Below are 20512 nucleotides of genomic sequence, written 5' to 3' on the forward strand. Positions count from 1 at the left end.
AGCGAAATACAGCTTTGTTAGTCGCCTTTGGACGGCTTCGACAGAGTTTATCCCGCTCTGCGGGACTCAGCCTGACATACATTAATAGCCTGACATCCGTTATCAGGCGTTGTTACGACCCTTTACAAAGTCACTTACCAGGTAGCTCACGAGCTTACCTGTACTATCGTCCTTACGGCCATCGGCCAGTTGGGTAGCGCCTTCGCAGATATGCAGGTAGGCTACATCGCAATTGGCACCGGTAAAGGTGAGGTATTGACGGGCATGAAGGGGCAGGATACCCGAGGGGGTCATTGCACTGGACAAAGTATGTTCTATACAATCCAGGTCGAGCTCGATGCCGGTATAATTGTCATCCGTAAAACCGGCAGCATGGGCTACTGCCTGTATGAAGTTGCGCTTTTCGTGCACAAAGATATCTTCGTAGGTAATGAAGTCGAGGAAAGGGTTGTTAACAATGTCGAGCCATACGTTCTGGGGCAGGTAGCTCTCATGCAGGCCCACAATACAATACTTCTGCAGGTAGCCATCTTCTTCGGCATACCGAAAGCCATTACCGCTGTGGCGGCCTTCTGCGGGCCGGAAATCGGAATGGGCATCGAGGTTAATGCTGTTGATCTGCGCAAGCGGCAAAAGGCCGGCTTTGTGCAATCCTTTGGCAGCGCCTTTAATGAGGGGATAAGCATTGTTGTGGCCTCCTCCGATTATAATAGGTACCTTTTTGTGGGAAGTAATTATTTTGGTCAACTCTTCTACTTCTTCATCAATGGTGATCACGGCATGGCGGTAGGCATCCACTTTTTCTTCATAGCCGTGGGCATTCTGTTCGATGAGGTATTTAAGGTCGCCAAAATCAAAATGGCCCAGTAACAGGATATCATCGCCCAGGAGAAAATCATTGCTCTGGATATTTAAGAATGCCGACAAGAAGGGAATCCAGATAGAATCGGTGCCCCCTACCCCATGGTTGGCCCGCACGCCAATATCTTCGGGAATGCCGATCAATACATAGGCAGCAGTTGATTGTGCGAGGGAAGTTTCCAGTTGCGATTTATCGACGATCACCTGTATACTTTCACCCATCCTGGTCTCGAATTTTCGCAGCTTGGTAAGAGACAGTACATCTTGCTTATCGTAAAACTTGAAGTGCTTCATGGAAGAGAATTTAGAATACAGAATCCAGAATATAACAGCCGGTTTGCCCCAGACTTCCTACTGCTGGAATGGCTGGCAGGGAGGTTTATCAGTTGGGCGTTAATCTTCTTCTCGGTCTGAAAAAATCAAGGGGATGGGAACGGAAAAACTTCCACAATATTCCCAGAAATTCGGGGTAATCCCGCAGTTTGATACCTCTGGAACGTACAGCCACGATGAATGCCAGTGAAAAACTCACCAGGAAGTTCAGGAAGCCAATGCCCAGTACGCCACATACCACGATGGCCATATAACTGAAAGATACATTATTCCAGCCTACACCATACAAACCAATGGAAGTATTGGCGGCGGCAATGGTAATATGCCGTATATCGAAGCCAATGCCAAACAGGTCGCCGGCGGTAGTGGCCATGCCGAGAAAGAAACCCAGGGAGATATTTCCTGCCAGGCTACCGGCATGTCCCTCGAGGTAATGGGCAATACGCTGTAAGCGGGTCTTCGAAACATACTGCCGCAGGAAAGGGTGGGCTGTTAACCGGCGGCCAATACGGCCATAGTTGACCTTGTTCTGTACATAACCAGCAATGATGCCGCTGAGAAAGAGGAATACACCGGTGTTGCAGGCGTATAACAGGGAAAGGCTATGCCAGGGATGCTGGGCCTCCAGTAGTTTCATGGCAACTTCACCACCTACCATGGGCTTACCAAAGCAAATATCATAGAGCCATGCCAGCAGAAAGGTAACCGGAAATACGATAATAAGGTTGCCTATGAAAGAGGCCATCTGGCTGCGCGATACTTTGGATACGGTCACCGCCAGATTGTACAGATTGGGGGTATTATCGCCTTTGCGCGTATCGAGGGTGCCGGCCACCGCACTGGCAGTAAAAGCGGGTTGTTTGGTAGCCAGGGTAGATTTGGTTTCTTCAATAGCCACAAAACCCACGCTATAGTTAACGCTGTATACAAAGCCATGCCAGAAAGGCGCCATATGCACCTTGCCCAGCAATATTTTGAAGATGGCCACAAAACACACTATGAAGCCGCCCCACATGGCGCTCCCGATCATTTTCCAGTATTCTAACGGAGAGGAGGTAATATACTTATTGCCCTTCTTTGTTTTATGTTCGGCTATCTGGTACGCCAGGTAACCAGTGGTCTGCGAAAGGAACTCCCACACACTGTTCTTCCGGTTCTCATAGCGGATCACCTTCATAAAGAGACTGGCCAGACGGGAAGTATCCATCTGCTGGTCTACATCTACTATTTCGAGCACCAGTTGCATGCGGTCCAGTTTCTGCTCCAGCTGGAAGAGGATAAAGGTCTGGGATAGGCTGGCGCCTCTTTCGGCGGTCTGATCACGGATGTACTGTACCACTTGCAGATCTTCCTCAAACACCTGCCTGATGCGTTGCAACAAGGTACGCACAGCTTCGTGTGAACCATTGTTCTGCAATAACTCTTTCAACTCATACACCAGGTATTGTTGCACAGCAAAGGGATTGTCATCCTGTGCTTCTTTGAAAGGGGCATTTTTTACAATGGCATTTTCCCAACCCAGTTGCGCCACCCCTGCCGACAGGACCTGCAAGGCAACCAATGCCTGCCGGGTGATCACAGGCTCGCGCCCATGAAACGATAATCCTATCATTTCGAAGAATTGCACCCAAAGGTTGTGCCCAATTTGTTCTACCCATTCATAATCGTTCTTGCGGTAAAACATACGGTCCATTGCATATAGGAAATCATTGGGGTCCTGCAAGGCAGGCAGGAGCTTATGTTTGAAGCGGGCATAGAGTTCGCGGCCGGCGCCCCGCGACACGGTGATGCCGCTTTCGGTAAGGAGGGGCAGCAGGTTGCTATTGATGAGCTGTGCCAGGATGGCAATACGCAGTTCACTCACTACAGCAGGATTTTCCTGGAGGAAGAACACGGTCTTGCCAAAGTTTTGTACAGCCTCTCCGGGCTTATCGGTTTTGGGACGAATAAGGCGCATGAAGGCGACCAGGTAATCCAAAGCGGTCTCCCGGTCTTTGAGCGAGACCGATGTTTTGTTTTCCAGGAACTGGGTAAATGGATCGACTTTCTTTTTCTTCCGGATCTTCATTTGATAGTATAAATAGTCTGATTTTTTTCAACTTTAAGATTGCCATAAGTAGTTCATAGTCGGCAGTCGGCAATCGGCAGTCGGCAATCAGCAATCAGCAATCGGCAATCGGCAGTCGGCAATTCTATTGCCTGGACAGGCTCAGCCCATAGCAGGGACAAGCTCTGAGATTGGAAATGAATATACAACAAATTACAGCCATTCGCCTTTTATCATTACTTTATCAATGAGGTTGGAGCCAAAAGCATAGGGGTAATAAGCCAGGGAAGGAATGGGCTTTGTAAGGATCAGGCTGGCTTTTTTGCCGATGGTAATACTCCCCAGTTCCTGACCCAATTCCATGGCATAGGCCCCGTTGAGGGTAGCGGCATTGATGGCTTCCTCAGGCAGCATTTTCATTTGGATACAACTCATGGCCACCACCAGGTTCATATTGCCACTGGGTGATGAACCGGGATTAAAGTCGCTGGCCAGGGCAATGGCGCAGCCTGCATCGATGAGGGCGCGTGCCGGTTGAAAAGGCATGCGCAGGAAAAAGGCAGCAGTTGGCAGCAAGGTGCCAATGGTATTGGAATGGGCCAATGCCTGAATAGCATCCTCATCCATTGTTTCTAAATGGTCCACACTGATGGCGCCGAGTTTTACCCCCACCTGTGTGCCTTGTGAAAGGTGTAGTTGATTGGCGTGGATCTTAGGTTTCAGTCCATGGGCCATGCCAGCTTTACAGATCAATGCTGTTTCTTCGGGAGAGAAGAATCCTTCTTCACAAAAGACATCAATGTAATCGGCCAGTTTTTCCCGGGCGATCACGGGCAGCATGTCCTTGATGATACTGTCAATATATCCCTGGTGATTGGATTTGTATTCCTGCGGGTAGGTATGCGCGCCGAGAAAAGTAGCTTTGATGGATAAACCTGATCTTTCTTTCAGTTTTTTGATTACCCGCAGCATCTTCAATTCCCCTTCCACCGTCAACCCATATCCACTTTTGATCTCAATAGCGCCGGTGCCCAGTTTACTGAGCTCGTCCAGGCGTGCCCATGCCTGGTTAAACAACAGGTCTTCGGGGGCATCGTTCAGTTTACGGGCAGAGTTTAAAATACCACCGCCTTTGGCAGCAATGTCGGCATAACTCATACCCCTGATCTTGTACACAAACTCTTCTTCCCGGCTGGCGGCAAATACGGTGTGGGTGTGGCTATCGCACCAGGCCGGTAAAACACTGCCGCCTGCAGCATCGAATGTATGGGTGGACGAGAACTTTCCTTTGGGCACGTCTTCCATGCGGCCATGGCCAGCCACGGTATCGTCTTCTATGATGAGGTAAGCGTTGTCAATACAGGGAAGCTGTGCCAGCTGACTACCGCGCAATACGGCCGTTTGCTCACGGACATTGACCAGCTGACGGATATTTGTAATGAGTAATGAAGCCATGGCCTAAAGATAATAAAGATGTAAGATGTATGAAAGCAACCGGCCAGGCTACTGTTGCAGCCTGGCCGGTGATCTATTGTTGTGCGATGTTATTGCTACTATTAATAAGTGGCTACCGCCAATGGGCCTAATACCTTTTCTTTGATGAACTTCACTTCTCCTGTTTCAACACTATAATACCCTGCTGCAATGCCTATTTCCCCATTTTCATACATCTCTTTTAATATGGGGCTACGTTTTAACACGGCATCCATTGTATGCAAAGTATTGACATGTGCTACGGCTTCGATGAATTGTGGATTTACGTCATCGCTTCCCTGTTGTTCTTTCACCTTTTCGATGGCAGGCTGCACCTTTTCCAGTAACCCGGTGAGGTTTCCCAGTTCCACATGGTTACAAGCCCCCTTGATAGCACCGCACTTGGAATGTCCCAGCACCACGATCAATTTGGAACCGGCTACTTTGCAGGCAAACTCCATGCTGCCCAGGATATCTTCGTTGATCACATTGCCTGCGATACGCACGCTGAAAACATCACCCAGGCCCTGGTCGAAGATCAGTTCGGCCGAAGTACGGCTGTCGATGCAGCTCAGGATGACAGCGAAAGGCCATTGGCCTTCTTTGGTGTCATTCACCTGTTCCAACAGATTGCGGTTCATTTTGAGGTTATTCATAAACCGGGCATTGCCTTCCTTTAAAAACTGTAATGCCATTTGTGGTGTGGTGGTGGTCTGTGTTTCTTTGCTATGGGTTCTCATTGTAAATGATTCTTTATTGATTATTTAATGAAGACAAAAAGGCATCGAGGCATAAGGCAATGAGGCAACGAGCGTAGCTTCGATATCCTTTGACAAGCTCCTTTAGACGACTTCGACAGGCTCTGACAGCCGGCAGGCTCACCGTGGAACGGAATAAACGCCGACATCCGATAATTGAAATGATAAACGATATTGAGAGATAGCCGACTAAGTCAGGAAAGACGGGAAGGGCATTCCGGAGGCAGCAATAGAGCGTCACCATGTTGCCAGGGCAATTCGGTGGTATGGTGGATATACCAGGCTGCACTTTCTTCCGGCATCAACAGGCCAACGATATTGGTGTGGAATTCCTGCTCCACCATAAAGGCTTTGGTATCAGCCGTATTTTTAACTTCTTCTGTATCTGCAAAACCTACAACGGTTTCCATATCGGTGCAATCGACTTTGATGGCCGATACCAGGCGATACAGGTTTATCGTCAGCAGTAAGCCGAAGCACATCACCTGTAATATGGTCACCAGTTTACGCATTGGGTTGTAAAAATAGGGGAATCCGACTATCACAGAAAATCCACTTTATCCACTTTCCTGGCAATGCGGAATGCGGCATTGATCAGGCCCACATGACTATAGGTTTGTGGGAAATTGCCCCATTGAGAACCATCGACATGTACATCCTCGCTGAAAATGCCCAGGTGATTGCTAAACCCCAACAATTTATCGAGGTTCCTGATGGCATCGTCTGTACGACCCACGCAGGCCAGGGCATCCACATACCAAAAGGCGCATACCAGGAAGGTCGTTTCGGGGAAACCAAAATCATCATAGTGTTTATACCTGTAAAAAAGACCATGATCGGCCAGCAGTTCTTTTTCCAGGGCGGCAATATGATCCCTGGCCCTGGGCGAATTGTGATCTAGGTAATTCATGGTAACCATGGACAGGGTGCTGGCATCCAGGTTGGGGGTACCAATAGCCTGGGGATATACTTTCCGCTCTTTATCGTACGCCTGTTCCAGGAGTTTGTTGGCAGCCGTGGCAATATCCTGCGCCTTCCGCATGAGTGCCATATCATTGAAGACAGCGCCGATCTTATAGGCTGCTTTGGCGCCCGCCCAGTGAAACAATAAGGTATAGGTATGCACCTGCACCTGGTTACGGAATTCCCACAAGCCGGAATCGGGCATGGTAAGGGTGCGCTCTATCTGGTCCAGCAGCCAGGGTACGATGCTGCGGTAACTGTTTTTGCGCATGAAGGTGAGCCGCTTGTCGGTATAGAGGGGCAACAGGCTTACCAACACTTGTCCGTACACATCATGCTGCACCTGCACGTAGGCTTTATTGCCAATACGCACAGGTTTATTGCCCAGGTATCCGTTGAGGTCAATGGTGATCTCTTCCAGGTCCTTCTCTCCTGCTATTGAATACAAAGGCTGCAGGGAAGCGCCGGCATTGGTCAGGATATTGTGCACAAAATCGAAATACTTCTCCAGTTCTTCGAAGTGACCGATCTGGTTAAAGGCGCGTAATGTATAGTGAGCATCACGGAACCAGCAAAAGCGGTAATCCCAGTTGCGGGTGCTGTCGTGAAATTCCGGTAAGCTGGTAGTGCCGGATGCGATGATGCCGCCGGTATCTTCATACTGGTGCAGTTTGAGCACCAGGGCCGAACGGATGATCTCATCCTGGTAAATATCGGGCAGGTAGCAACTCTTGATCCACAACTGCCAATGCTGAATGGTCTTTCGCAGGAATTCCTCGCAGGTCTCCTTCAGGGGGGCTTCCAGGGGTTCGCCATAGGTGAGCACCACATACCGGTCCTGGTCGAGCAGGAATGACTGCTTGTTCAGGATATAGGTCAGGGAAATATCAGTGGTAATGCGCACCTGCTGGCCAAGGTTCATATAACGGATATGGTTGCTGCCGGTGGTGGTCTCGGGAACGATCTGCCCATAATTACCCCGCGGATCGCAGGTGACCCGGATGGCGGGATCACCATGCAACAACTCTATTTTCCGCACGAGCATCAATGGCCTGAACTGGCGTTCATGGATGGTCATCCGGGGTGCGCAATCCTTTACTACAAAACTACCATCGGCCGCGGTAAACTCTGTACACAATACATTCGTATTGGGCACATAATATTGGCGGCTGGTATAATCTTCTGCAGCAGGCACAATGGAAAAATGCCCCCCTTTTTCTTCATCCAGCAATGATCCAAACAGGAAACTGCTGTCGAACCTTGGAAGGCACATCCATTTCACGTCTGCTTTGCTATCGATGTAGGCCAGGTAAGAACAATTACCTATAATGCCCATGTTGTATTTATGCACCGGCATATTCATTTTCCGTTAAAGGGGTCATCAATTGATCTAACAGTGGCAATACTTTCTTTTGAGAAAACACAGTGTATTGTGCGGCTGTAATGCCATTGCTTACTTTAATGCTATAGGCTTTGTTGCCTAAAGCTTTGAACATATCCTCATCGGTCGTATCATCGCCTATACACAGGGTAAAATCGGGGTTGAGATCATTGACGATCCGCAGGGCCATTACGCCTTTATCAAAACCCGACATACGTACTTCAATCACTTTATTGCCATCGATCACCTGCAGCATGGTATTCTGCACCATCAGTGACAGGTTGTTGATCAATTCGCGGGAGCGGCTAAATCCCAGGTCGGGGGGCGTATTCCTGTAATGCCAGGCAATGGTATTGTTCTTTTCTTCCACAAAAGAGCCCACGCACCTGCTTACAAACATTTGCATAATGGGGCGAATTTCTTCTTTCCATTTTTCAGAAGAGGGAATAGCCTGCTGCCATACATCGTTTTTCATCTTCACACTGGCGCCATGCTCTGCTACGAGGGTAATGGGCAAGTGGCCCAGCCATTTTTCCAATACCTCGGCATCGCGTCCGCTGATGATCACCACATGGTTCTTTTCATCACTGGCCAGCCGGTACAACAATTCTTTTAATTCCTTGCTGGGTACAGCTTCCTGCGGCACCCTTGCGAAGGATACCAGGGTACCATCATAATCCAGCAATAGGCAACGTTTCTGGGCCTTCTGGTAATGCTGGTGTATGCGTTTATATATTTTATCGTCCAATGATTTGGTCGCCAGTTTCTGTTGTTCTTTCCTGATGTTGACAAGTTGTTCCAGGAAATCATTCACCCATTTCACCACGTCATAATCAGCCAGTCTTTTTTGCATGAGGGCCATGCGGTTCTTCTGCTCGTGCAGGGGCATATTCAATGCTTTGACAATGGCATTGGAAACATCCACCACATCGGTAGGATTAACGAGTAATGCTTCATTCAATTCACTGGCAGCGCCTGCCAGCTCACTCAATACCAGTACACCGCGCTGGGTAGTGCAGCTGGCTACGTATTCTTTGGCTACCAGGTTCATCCCATCACGCAATGGGGTGATGAGGGCCACATCGGCAGCCTGGTACAAAGCGCAAAGTTCATTGAACGGAAGGTGATTGTACCGGTAGATCACGGGCTGCCAGCTAATGGAAGAGAACTTACCATTGAGGGTGCCGATCTTTTCTTCGATGTTGCGCTTCCTTTCGAGATAAGCCGGTATCTCGTCTCTGGAAGGCACAATATTCAATACAAAGACGATCTTTTCCATCCATTCCGGGTTTTGCTGGAGGAAGTATTCAAACCCATTGAGCCTGTCCATCAATCCCTTCGTATAATCGAGCCTGTCTACAGAGAAGATGATCTTCTTGTTCTCAAAATTCCTTTTGATATCATTGCGCAGTTCCAGTACTTCGCTGTCATAGGCCGCATTGTGGAACTTTTTGTAATCAATGCCAATGGGAAACAGGTCGGCTTTGATAAGCCTGTCCTGGTACTGCATGGTGTAGAAATAATTATCTACGCCCAGCAGCATCTTTACACTTTGCATGAAGTGCTGTACATAATCATGCGTATGGAAACCGATCAGGTCGGCGCCCATCAGTCCTTTCAGGATGGCATTTTTCCATTCTGCCGGCATCAGTCTTAAGATCTCGTAAGAGGGGAATGGTATATGAAGGAAAAAACCAATATTGATATCGGGTTGTTTTGCCCGCAACATTTCGGGCAGCAACATCAACTGGTAGTCATGTATCCATACGGTATCCCCGGGCTGTACAATTTCATCCAGTTTGTCGGCAAATGCTTTGTTTACCTGCACAAATGCTTCATAATAATGCGTCTGGTATTCCACCAAGGAAGGGAAATAATGGAACAGGGGCCATAACACTGAATTGGCGAACCCATTGTAATAATCTTTGTACACTGCCTTGTCCACAAATAAGGGATAGGAGGTGAAATCATATTTGGCCATGCGGGGCGCTACTTCCGAGTCCCAATCTTCGCTGGAGAAATCGGCTACGCCCATCCATGCTTTTTCAGTAATCGCGCTATTAGCGGATTGATCGCTTTCAAAATAACTCTTAATGGCAGATACCAGCCCGCCGGAGCTCTGCCGTATCGTCACCTGTTCTCCGTCGCGATCAACGGAAAACGGCAACCTGTTTGAAACAATTATAAGTCTACCCATATGAAAAAAAATTAGGGGTGCGGATTAAATGAAATGATTACTCAATAGGTTTTCAAAAAAGAGGCCAGTTTGGGTAATTGATACCGCAAACCAACAAATTGCTATACAACAGCTTAATATAATATGGCCCAACCTGTTGATAACAGGCATCAGTAGGGATGTGAGGAAATAATCCCGCCGGGGACAAAAGTAAAAGGAGGGTATTAGGCGGGTCTTATAATGACATTACAATACTATTAAAATGTGGAAGATTGTGGACAGAACGGCAATCGTAAGGCGGCAATCGGCAATACGTTTGCTATGACAGAAATCCGTAGCTACGAGCTGTAACAAATACAAAAGCCCCCTTAAAAGGGGCTCTGCATCTTTTAACTTTTCTCTAACTACCTATTTTGGAGATTTTATTCCGTGTCGTTTAATCGTGTTCGTATATCCAATCCATGTTCAGCCGCTGTCTCTTTGGCGGTATCATAACCGGCATCGGCATGACGGATAACACCCATACCCGGATCGTTACGTAATACACGGCTCAGACGGGCGGCGGCAGCCTCTGTACCATCGGCCACAATGACCATACCGGCATGGATACTATAGCCCATCCCTACCCCACCACCGTGGTGTAAACTCACCCAGGAGGCGCCGCCGGCTGTATTGACCAGGGCATTGAGCAATGGCCAGTCGGCCACGGCATCACTGCCATCCATCATCGCTTCTGTTTCACGGTTGGGTGATGCTACGGAACCGGTATCGAGGTGATCACGACCTATGACAATGGGTGCTTTCACTTTACCGGTCCTTACCAGTTCATTGAAAGCCAGTCCTGCCTTTTCACGCTCGCCTTGTCCCAGCCAGCAAATGCGGGCAGGCAATCCCTGGAAAGCGATCTTTTCTTTGGCCAGTTTGAGCCAGCGTTGTAAGGACTTGTTCCCGGGGAACATTTCACTGATCACCTGGTCGGTCACGGCAATATCAGCCGGATCACCACTAAGCGCAGCCCAGCGGAAGGGTCCCTTGCCTTCACAAAACAGGGGACGTATATAAGCGGGTACAAAGCCCGGGAAATCGAAAGCATTTTGCAAACCTCTTTCCTGCGCCCTTGCGCGGATATTATTGCCATAATCGAAGGTGATGGCGCCCAGTTGTTGCAATTGCAGCATCAGTTCTACATGGCGGCACATGGAGTCGTAGGCCAGGTCCGTGTATTGCTTGGGGTTTTGTTCGCGCAGCACTTTCGCCTGTTCATAACTGATCGTATGCGGCCAGTAGCCGATAAGGGGATCGTGTGCCGAAGTTTGATCGGTGAGTGTATCAGGTATGACCTTTCTTTCTATTAATCTCTCCAGTAAGGTTACGGCGTTACAACATACGCCGATGGAGAGCACTTCGCCTTTTTGTTTGGCAGCCAGGGCGCGATCGATAGCCTCGTCAATATCTTCCATCAGCAGATCGAGGTATTTTGTTTCCAGTCTTTTCTCAATACGCCATTTCTCCACTTCGGCAATAAGGGCCACGCCTTCGTTCATGGTAATGGCCAGGGGCTGAGCGCCACCCATGCCACCCAATCCTGCCGTAACATTGAGGGTCCCTTTGAGGGTACCACCAAAATGTTTGTGGGCAGCTGCCGCATAAGTTTCATACGTGCCCTGCACAATGCCCTGCGATCCGATGTAGATCCAGGAGCCTGCGGTCATTTGCCCATACATCATCAGGCCTTTCTTTTCCAGTTCATCAAAGTGTTCCCAGGTAGCCCAGCGGGGCACCAGTTGCGAGTTGGAGATCAATATGCGGGGAGTGTCTGGATGTGTTTTGAGTATGCCGACGGGCTTGCCGCTTTGGATGAGGAGGGTCTCATCATTTTCCAGGTCTTTCAGTCCTTTGATGATGAGGTCGAGGGCCTCAAAATTACGGGCTGCTTTACCGCGGCCACCGTATACGATCAGGTCATCAGGTCTTTCGGCTACCTGCGGATCGAGGTTATTGAGCAGCATACGCAGGGCCGCTTCCTGTATCCAACCTTTACAATGCAGTTGATCACCCGTGGGCGTTTTATACTTCACGGGATCGTATTTGCGTGTTGCTGTATGTTGCATATGACTCGTTTTATCGGTAATTAAATTCCAAAGGCTTCGTATCCTTTATTCAATTCCACACCGGCCAGGTGGGTATAGGTATTCACGGCTTCTACAAATGAATAATCGGTGATGATGGCCTTGATCTTGTTGATATCATCGGCAAAGATCCTGTCCTCTTCGGCAAAGCTCACCTGCCTGCGCACCTGATCATGGGCAAACTCGAGGATGGCGCTGCTCTTGAGGGGATGGCGGAACTCTATGGCCTGGCAGGCGCTCAACAATTCAATAGCCAGTATGTATTCCAGGTTGTCCAGTACTTTATTCAGCTTCCTGCCGCTGATGCTGCCCATGCTTACATGGTCTTCCTGCCCGAGGGAAGTAGGAATGCTATCGGCACTGGCCGGGAAACACAGGGTTTTGTTTTCTGTGACGAGGGCAGCGGTGGTGTATTGCGGGATCATGAAACCGCTGTTGAGGCCCACATTTTTCATAAGCAACATGGGCAGGCCCCATTTGCCTTCCAGCAGGAGATAACAGCGGCGGTCGGCAATATTACCGATCTCCGCAGCGGCAAAGCAGGCATAGTCCAATGGTAATGCCAGGGGCTGGCCATGGAAGTTGCCCCCGCTGATGGTATCATCAGCCGCCAGGATAATGGGATTATCGGTTACTGAATTCAATTCTATTTCCGTGAGTTCCTTCAAATGCAACCAGGCATTGCGGGAAGCGCCATGTACCTGGGGCATACAACGCAGACTATAGGGGTCCTGCACGCGGCCACAATCCACATGGCTTTGCATGATGGCGGAATCATGGAGCAGCAAACGCAGGCGCTGAGCGACCAGTTGTGTACCCGCATAGGGCCGCAGCTGGTGCAGGCGCTCATCGAAAGGGGCCTGTGTGCCGGTGAGGGCTTCCAGGCTCATAGCGCCAATGATATCGGCTACTTCGAGGCAATGGTGCATACGCTCCACCGCTTTTATGGCAAAGGATAAAATAAACTGGGTGCCATTGATCAATGCCAGTCCTTCTTTGGGGCCCAGCTGGATGGGCGCCACGCCAAACTGCTGCAGCACATCGGCTGCTTTGTACCGCACGCCTTTGTACAGGACTTCTCCCAGACCGATCAGGGGGAGGAATAAATGAGCGAGGGGGGCGAGGTCGCCGGAAGCACCTACACTACCCTTTTCAGGCACGATGGGAATTACATCCTGTTCTATATGCCAGTTGATACGCTCCAGGGTTTGTAATTGTACACCGGAATAGCCTTTGGCCAATGCCTGCATTTTGGTGATAAGCATCAGCTTGGCGATTTCCGCCGGAATGGGATCGCCGACGCCTACGCTATGGCTTTGCAATATCTTGTGCTGGAGGGTACGGGTATCTTCTTCTGATATCTTCGCATTGGCCAGGATGCCAAAGCCGGTATTGACACCGTACACAGTTTTATTTTCGTCTACAATTTGCTGTACCTGCTGCTGGCTGGCGGTGATGCGCTTGCGCGCTGCTGTGCTCAGGATGCCTTTCATGGTACCCTGGGCAAGAGCCAGGGCCTTGCCTGTTGTTAATGTATCAATACCATATTCAAATGCTGTAGCCATGATCAATAGTTAAGGATCGTTAAGGATTCATAATGCGTTCTACCCGGTCAAAAAGGCTTTGCTGTGCGATGCCTGCCTCCACTTCACCAATGGCCTTTAGCAATACTTTACTGTGACGGCCTTCATTTACCAGTTCTTCCATGGCTTGCGACAAAGCGGTCCATACGGGGGCTATCTGTTGTTGTAGTTTTTTTCCTTTGGCAGTAAACTCCACCACTTTGCGGCGGGCATCGTCGGCAGCGGTGGTGGTCTTAACCAGTCCTTTTTGCTGCAAGGCGCTTACCAGCTGGCTGACGGAAGAATGGGAAATGACCAGTTCATCGGCGATATCCCTGATAGAAACGGATTCTTTACGGGAAAGGATGTAGAATACGGGAAACCAGGCGGCGTCAAATTTCAGGTCGTGGGCGCTGTAAATGCGGTTCACATCGCCCAGGAATGTTTCACTGAGGCGCCGCAGGCGGCTGCCGAAGACGAGAAAACCGAGGGATTCGTAGAAGTTCATAAATTGTATAAGTACTTATACAAATATAGGAATTTACGGGAAAGTTGAGCAGTTGACAGGGTAATTTGTTGACAGGAAGGCAGGCAGCGCAAACCATTGGATCGGTTATCGAAGCGGCAAGATCTCTCACTGGGCTGCGCTTCGTTCGAGATGACAAAAAAGGGAAGCTTATATAAGATTTGTTCGTAATTTCCAGCCTTCTTTACCAAATAGCTAAATCGTTATACTTCAATTTAAACGTAGAAATATGAAAACCGGCTTAAGGGTCCAACTGTCCGTGATGATGTTCTTCCAGTTCTTTATATGGGGAGCATGGTATTCTATGATCGCCGTGTTTATGAGTAAAAACGGAATGGAAAAATTAACCCATTGGCCGTTTACCGTAAATCCTATAGCAGCTATTGTAGCCCCTTTCTTTGTAGGCTTGATAGCTGATCGTTATTTTAATACAGAAAAAGTATTGGGTACGCTGCATATCCTCGGTGGACTATTCATGTTCTTTACACCTTCGATGGCCGGTAATCCGGTTGCATTTATCCTGCTCCTGCTGGCTTATAATATATGCTACATGCCCACCATGAGCCTGGCCAATACCATTTGTTTCCATAAAATGAACGACCAGGAAAAACAATTTCCCGGCATCCGGGTTTTTGGGACCATTGGCTGGATCGTTGCCGGGCTTATTATCAGTTTTGTACTGGTAAAGTTTGTAACCCCGGGACTAAAAGCTGAGGAAACTGCTTTACCGCTCTATATGACAGCGGTTGCCAGTATCCTGCTGGGTCTCTATAGTTTCACATTGCCAACCACTCCGCCACCTGCAGCTGGTAAAAAAGTATCTGCCCGTAGCATTATTGGCATTGATGCCTTTAAACAACTGGGAAGCCCTTCTTTTTATATTTTCCTTCTTAGCTCTTTCCTGATCTGTATTCCTTTGTCAGCTTATTATACGTATACACAACAGTTCCTCGAACAGGGGAATTTTCCCAATATTTCAGCGACGCAAACACTTGGACAGGCATCGGAAACCCTGTTTATGCTGGTGATGCCGTTCATGTTTGCCCGGCTGGGTATTAAATGGATGCTCGTAGCAGGAATGGGAGCCTGGGTATTGCGCTATGCCCTGTTTGCTCTTGGAGCGCCGGAATTGACAAGCTGGATGATCTTCGCAGGCATTGCCTTACATGGTATTTGTTACGACTTTTTCTTTGTTACCGGACAAATATATGTAGACAAAAAAGCAAATGTAGAGATCAGGGGACAAGCGCAGGGACTTATTATATTTGTTACTTACGGTGTAGGAATGTTGGTAGGTGCTCAAATAGCAGGTATGGTCTATAACAGTTACCTCGGCAATGCCAAAACACTTACCCTGGGTCAATGGCAGAGTTTCTGGTGGCTGCCTGCTATCTTTGCCGCCGGCGTTTTGTTGTTCTTTATAGCCATTTTTAAAGAGAAGAAATTGCCTGTCATTGGGAAATGATGATTGACGGGTAACATACATCAACACTTTCAAACAATAAACATACTTATATGCAACGCATTGCCATGTTAGGCTCAGGGTTTATCGGCCGCTTTTATGCGGATTCGATCCAAGGTTACAGAAGTAAGGACAAGATTGTTAGTATTTATTCGCGCCGGGAAGAGAGCGCTAAAAAGTTTGCCGAAGATTACAAGGTTTCGCATTGGACTACGGATATGGAAACCGCCATTGCCCACCCCGAAGTGGATATGGTATGTATCTCGCTGCCCAATAACCTGCACGAAGCGGCGGTAATGCTTTGCTGCAAACACAAGAAAGCAGTGATCACGACCAAGCCCCTCGGACGTAATGGTGAAGAAGCCAAACGCATGCTCGAAGCGGTAGAAAAGGCCGGCATTTTTAATGGTTACCTGGAAGACCTGGTATATACCCCCAAGTTTATCAAGGCGCTGGAAAGTGTAAAGAATGGCGCATTGGGCCGTATTCTGTGGGCCAAGAGCCGCGAAACGCACCCTGGCCCGCACAGCGATTGGTTTTGGGATATTGAACAAGCCGGTGGAGGTTGCATCCTCGATCTGGGCTGTCATTGTGTAGAGATCACCCGCAGTTATATCGGCAAAGATATCAAGCCGGTAGAAGTAATGTGCTGGGCAGATACACAGGTAAAGCCCATAGATGCGGAAGACCACGCCATTGGCCTGGTAAAATATGAGAACGGGGCTATTGGGCAGTTTGAAGTAAGCTGGACCTTCCGTGGCGGTCTTGACCTGCGCGATGAAGTGATGGGCTCGGAAGGCACGATCTGGATCAACAGTTTCCTGCGCACGGGCTTTGATATGTTCACTACCGGTAAAGGGGCCGACTATGTAGCGGAGAAAGCAGAAAGCAATACAGGCTGGCTGTTCCCGGTAGGTGATGAACTGAATGAACTGGGTTACAACCATATGTTCATGGATATGTTTGATGCCATGGAAGCAGGCACGGCGCCCAAGGAATCTTTTTATGACGGGTATGTGGTCAACTGTATCCTCGATGCGGCTTACCGCAGTGCCAAGAGCAAGTTGTGGGAGCCGGTGAAGCTGGACATCTGGCGTGGCCGCGAAGGGGTGTCCAAAGACAGTCACCTCACGGAGTACGATGCGGATCATTACCTGGTAAAAGAGGAGGTGACGCACTACGGCGCTAAAAAAGTGATCATCAAAAACAAGGTGACAGGCAAGATCTCGGAGAAGACATTAGAATAATTTTCCATTCAGGGATAAAGGAACAGGGACGAGGCAGGTAAACTTGCTTCATCCCTGTTTTATTATTACCTTATAGGTATGAAACGATGCTGGCTGTTTTCTCCTCCCTCGCTCATACAATCAACGAATAGATTACTTGTCGGTGTATTCCTGCTTATGCTCCTGTTAGCCGGGTGCAGCCATCCTCCTGATGCACATACCGGTTGGCCGGCTTATGGTGGCGGGAAAGACAATATCCATTACTCTTCCTTAACCTACATCGATACCAGCAACGTTTCCCAATTACAACCAGCCTGGTCGTATCATACCGGCGATGCAGATACGGTTCACCATTCACAGATACAATGCAATCCTATTGTGGTGAATGGCATTTTGTATGGCACCACCCCTACCTTGAAGTTATTTGCCATTGATGCGGCTACGGGCCAGCACCGCTGGACCTTTGATCCGGCTGACTCCACACAGCAAAACAGTGTGCTCCGTTTTATTCTCAACAATAACCGTGGGGTTACCTACTGGGTGCACGACAATGATCAACGCATTTTCTATACGGTTGGGTCCTACTTACTGGCAGTCAATGCCGTGACGGGGAAACTCATTGATTCATTTGGTCAACACGGCCGTGTAGACCTGCACGATGGCCTGGGGCGGGAAGTAAAAGACCTATATGTTACGGCTACTACGCCAGGTATTATCTACAAAGACCTGTACATACTAGGCTCCCGGGTGGATGAAGGCGCGGCCGCTGCACCGGGTCATATACGTGCCTATGATGTGCGCACAGGAAAACTGCAATGGATATTCCACACCATTCCCCAACCCGGAGAATATGGCTTTGATACCTGGGATGATCCGATCGCTTATAAACATATTGGCGGCGCCAATAGCTGGGGCGGCTTTTCACTGGATGAACAAAGGGGTATTCTCTTTGCGCCTACGGGCTCTGCCTCTTTCGATTTTTATGGGGGCAAGCGCAAAGGGGCGAATCTCTTTGCCAATTGCCTGCTGGCGCTGGATGCCGCCACGGGAAAACGCAAATGGCATTTTCAGTTCATCCACCATGATGTGTGGGACCGCGACCTGCCAGCACCACCGGCGCTGGTGACGATCAACAAAGATGGTGTTGCCACGGATGCGGTGGCACAGACTACCAAACATGGCATGGTATATATCTTTAACCGGGAAACGGGCCAACCGCTGTACCCTATCGAAGAGCGGCCCATTGATACTAATACTACACTGGTCAACGAAAAGATATGGCCTACGCAACCTATTCCTGTTATACCAAAACCATTTGTACGGCAACGCTTCACCGCCGATGACCTCAATCCCTATTTGCCAGATAGCTCATTAGCTAAATTGAGAACAGCCCTGGGCAGCTATCGTTATGGTAATATGTTTATGGCGCCGGGCAAGCAAACGATGGTATTGTTGCCCGGCCTGGATGGCGGGGCAGAATGGGGCGGGCCTTCTTATGATCCGGAAACAGGTAACCTCTATGTAAATGCCAATGAGATGGCCTGGCTGCTCACCATGCGGGATAATAAGCCTGCTACGGTACAGATAGAAACGCATGAGCAGGCAGGTAAACGCTTATACGAATTGCATTGTGTAGCCTGCCATGGCGCCGACCGCAAAGGCAGCGGCAATAACCCTTCGTTGCTCAATATCCAGGCGCGGTACAAAGAGCCCGATATTCTTTCACTTATCAATACGGGCCGTCGCATGATGCCAGCCTTTGGACAATTAGACAACGAAGAAAAAGAAGCCATCGTTTCCTTTATCACAGAAGCCAGGCAGCGGCAAAAGAAAGTGTTTAAGCTGGCTCCTAAACCAGTGGATAGCTTCCTTCAATTGCCTTATGGCATGACGGGCTATTACAAATTCCTGAGCCCGGAAGGTTATCCGGCTATCAGTCCGCCCTGGGGTACTATAACGGCCATCAACCTGCATTCCGGCGAGCATGTATGGAAGACCACGCTGGGAGAATATCCCGAACTGACAGCCAAAGGCGTACCGCCTACGGGCACGGAAAACTATGGCAGCTCTGTTGTCACGGCAGGAGGTTTGTTGTTTATTGCAGCTGCCCGTGATGGTAAGCTGAGAGCTTTCAATAAATACAATGGGAAACTATTATGGGAATACGATTTGCCGGCACCGGGCTTTGCTACCCCTTCTGTGTATGAAGCGGGCGGACGGCAATTTGTGGTGATCGCCTGTGGAGGTGGAAAACTGGGCACTCCTTCCGGAGATACTTATATGGCATTTGCATTGCCTGAAAAGAAGTAGTCGTTTAACTTAATTATTATTTAGGCGCCGACGGATCAACTGGACCGGAGCGCGTAAGCTTGAGTTTTCTTGCTACCAATGGCAGCACATCCTCGCCCGAAGGGAAAGTAATAAGCAACTCCCTGGAAAGTATATAAGTATACCCATTTTCTTTGGCCACGGCCTGAATGGCCTGTACTGCTTTGCGACGAACGGGCTCCATTATTTCCTGTTCCTTCTCCTTCCGCATTTGCTGTGCCTGCTCCGGACCAAATTGAGCAGCCTTCAGGTAAGCTTCCCGCAAACGACGCATATTTTCGTTGTGCTGACTACCTGTACCATGCCCCTGCTTATTAAAAGCGCTGTCGACCTCTTTAAAATAAGCATCTCTGATGTCCTGGGCATTTTGCAACAACGCCTTTTCATATTCATCCAGCATTTCATTGGCTTTATGATACTCCGGCATCAGGGTGATCAGTTGCTGCAGGTCAATATACCCCATCTTATATTGGGCGCCAGCCCTGCCTGTTCCCATCAGCAGGATTATGATAAGAACGATGAATGAATAGCGCTTTTGCATATCAGCTATTTTACCTAAGTCAATAAAACCGGGCCATCCGCTGCCGGGAAACACTGGTTTTTAGAACGATTTTCAACGGAGCAAAAAAATCCCGGCACAACAGGTGCCGGGATCAATACATTATTTATTGCCTCAATATTTATGGCTTTTTAGCTGGTGGCGTGGCAGCAGGCGCCGGCGCATCAGTTGGCTTGGTCAGCGTGATATTGAGCTTCTTCGCTGCCAGCGGTAAAATATCGTCGCCGGGAGGAAAAGAAATAAGCTGCTCTTTACTCAATATGTAGGTAAAGCCATTCTCTTTGCCTACCGCCTGAGCGGTTTGCATCGCTTTCTGCTGAATAGGTCCGAGTAATTCCTGCTCTTTTTGTTGCAGCATTTTGGGCGCTTCCTGCTGGCTGAAATTCGCAGCTTTGAGGTAAGCCTCATTCAACTGGCGGCGTTTTACCTGCTTTTGAGCGGGCGTCCATTTAGCTGAATCCGCCACAAACATGCTGTCCAGGCGTTGATAAGACTCCTGGTATTCATTGGCTTGTTGTTGCAGTGCATTTTGATAATCAGCCATATCTGCATTGGCTTTCTTGAATTCAGGCATCGCCACGATCAGTTCCTGCAAACTGATGTATCCAATTTTGTTCTGTGCACTTACGCTGCCGGCAGAGAGCACCAGTGCAAGTACCACGATCACTAGAGAAAAACGCTTTTGCATGTTAGTTGTTTGTAGTTGTTTTTTATGTAAGTCATTAAAA

General features: G+C 48.9%; 15 protein-coding genes. 3 read left to right on the top strand and 12 right to left on the bottom strand.

The window, feature by feature from the left end; translation table 11 throughout:
- Positions 1 to 102: 102 nt before the first annotated feature.
- The 10 genes from D3H65_RS12935 to D3H65_RS12985 all read right to left on the bottom strand — a co-directional run bounded on the left by D3H65_RS12935 (position 103) and on the right by D3H65_RS12985 (position 14191).
- Complete coding sequence (locus D3H65_RS12935; protein WP_119050716.1) at positions 103 to 1155, bottom strand: formimidoylglutamase; 1053 nt, start codon at positions 1153 to 1155, stop codon at positions 103 to 105.
- 88 nt (positions 1156 to 1243) lie between these two features.
- A complete protein-coding gene (locus D3H65_RS12940) occupies positions 1244 to 3262 on the bottom strand; it encodes a site-specific recombinase (protein ID WP_119050717.1) in 2019 nt (672 codons plus the stop codon).
- A gap of 192 nt (positions 3263 to 3454) precedes the next feature.
- Positions 3455 to 4696 carry an imidazolonepropionase gene (gene hutI, locus D3H65_RS12950; protein WP_119050718.1) on the bottom strand — a complete coding sequence of 414 codons (1242 nt, stop codon included), beginning with the start codon at positions 4694 to 4696 and terminating at the stop codon, positions 3455 to 3457.
- Positions 4697 to 4797: 101 nt separating this feature from the next.
- Entirely contained in the window at positions 4798 to 5454 is a 657-nt protein-coding gene (locus D3H65_RS12955) for a carbonic anhydrase family protein (protein ID WP_119050719.1), read from the bottom strand.
- A gap of 212 nt (positions 5455 to 5666) precedes the next feature.
- Positions 5667 to 5984 carry a hypothetical protein gene (locus D3H65_RS12960; RefSeq protein ID WP_119050720.1) on the bottom strand — a complete coding sequence of 106 codons (318 nt, stop codon included), beginning with the start codon at positions 5982 to 5984 and terminating at the stop codon, positions 5667 to 5669.
- Between the two features lie 29 nt (positions 5985 to 6013).
- On the bottom strand, positions 6014 to 7792 hold the full coding sequence (locus D3H65_RS12965; RefSeq protein ID WP_211345673.1) for a glycoside hydrolase family 15 protein: 1779 nt from the start codon (positions 7790 to 7792) through the stop codon (positions 6014 to 6016).
- A complete protein-coding gene (locus tag D3H65_RS12970) occupies positions 7779 to 10013 on the bottom strand; it encodes a bifunctional alpha,alpha-trehalose-phosphate synthase (UDP-forming)/trehalose-phosphatase (RefSeq protein ID WP_119050722.1) in 2235 nt (744 codons plus the stop codon). The genes D3H65_RS12965 and D3H65_RS12970 overlap by 14 nt, the downstream gene beginning before the upstream one ends.
- Positions 10014 to 10414: 401 nt before the next feature.
- A complete protein-coding gene (hutU, locus tag D3H65_RS12975) occupies positions 10415 to 12103 on the bottom strand; it encodes a urocanate hydratase (RefSeq protein ID WP_119050723.1) in 1689 nt (562 codons plus the stop codon).
- A 20-nt stretch (positions 12104 to 12123) separates the two neighbouring features.
- Positions 12124 to 13686 carry a histidine ammonia-lyase gene (gene hutH, locus D3H65_RS12980; protein WP_119050724.1) on the bottom strand — a complete coding sequence of 521 codons (1563 nt, stop codon included), beginning with the start codon at positions 13684 to 13686 and terminating at the stop codon, positions 12124 to 12126.
- Between the two features lie 19 nt (positions 13687 to 13705).
- Positions 13706 to 14191, bottom strand: coding sequence for a MarR family winged helix-turn-helix transcriptional regulator (locus D3H65_RS12985; protein ID WP_119050725.1), 486 nt, complete (start codon positions 14189 to 14191; stop codon positions 13706 to 13708).
- Positions 14192 to 14438: 247 nt separating this feature from the next.
- Between D3H65_RS12985 and D3H65_RS12990 the strand changes: the two genes are divergently transcribed.
- The 3 genes from D3H65_RS12990 (at position 14439) to D3H65_RS13000 (ending at position 19207) form a co-directional block, all read left to right on the top strand.
- Complete coding sequence (locus D3H65_RS12990) at positions 14439 to 15674, top strand: MFS transporter (protein ID WP_119050726.1); 1236 nt, start codon at positions 14439 to 14441, stop codon at positions 15672 to 15674.
- A 50-nt stretch (positions 15675 to 15724) separates the two neighbouring features.
- A complete protein-coding gene (locus D3H65_RS12995; protein ID WP_119050727.1) occupies positions 15725 to 16918 on the top strand; it encodes a Gfo/Idh/MocA family protein in 1194 nt (397 codons plus the stop codon).
- Positions 16919 to 16996: 78 nt separating this feature from the next.
- Positions 16997 to 19207 carry a pyrroloquinoline quinone-dependent dehydrogenase gene (locus D3H65_RS13000; RefSeq protein ID WP_119050728.1) on the top strand — a complete coding sequence of 737 codons (2211 nt, stop codon included), beginning with the start codon at positions 16997 to 16999 and terminating at the stop codon, positions 19205 to 19207.
- Positions 19208 to 19223: 16 nt separating this feature from the next.
- Here the strand turns inward: D3H65_RS13000 and D3H65_RS13005 are convergent, their stop codons facing one another.
- Entirely contained in the window at positions 19224 to 19766 is a 543-nt protein-coding gene (locus D3H65_RS13005) for an OmpH family outer membrane protein (protein ID WP_162915607.1), read from the bottom strand.
- Between the two features lie 139 nt (positions 19767 to 19905).
- Complete coding sequence (locus tag D3H65_RS13010) at positions 19906 to 20472, bottom strand: OmpH family outer membrane protein (RefSeq protein WP_119050730.1); 567 nt, start codon at positions 20470 to 20472, stop codon at positions 19906 to 19908.
- Positions 20473 to 20512: the final 40 nt, after the last annotated feature.

The organism is Paraflavitalea soli (assembly GCF_003555545.1).
GTDB classification, from domain to species: Bacteria; Bacteroidota; Bacteroidia; order Chitinophagales; family Chitinophagaceae; genus Paraflavitalea; species Paraflavitalea soli.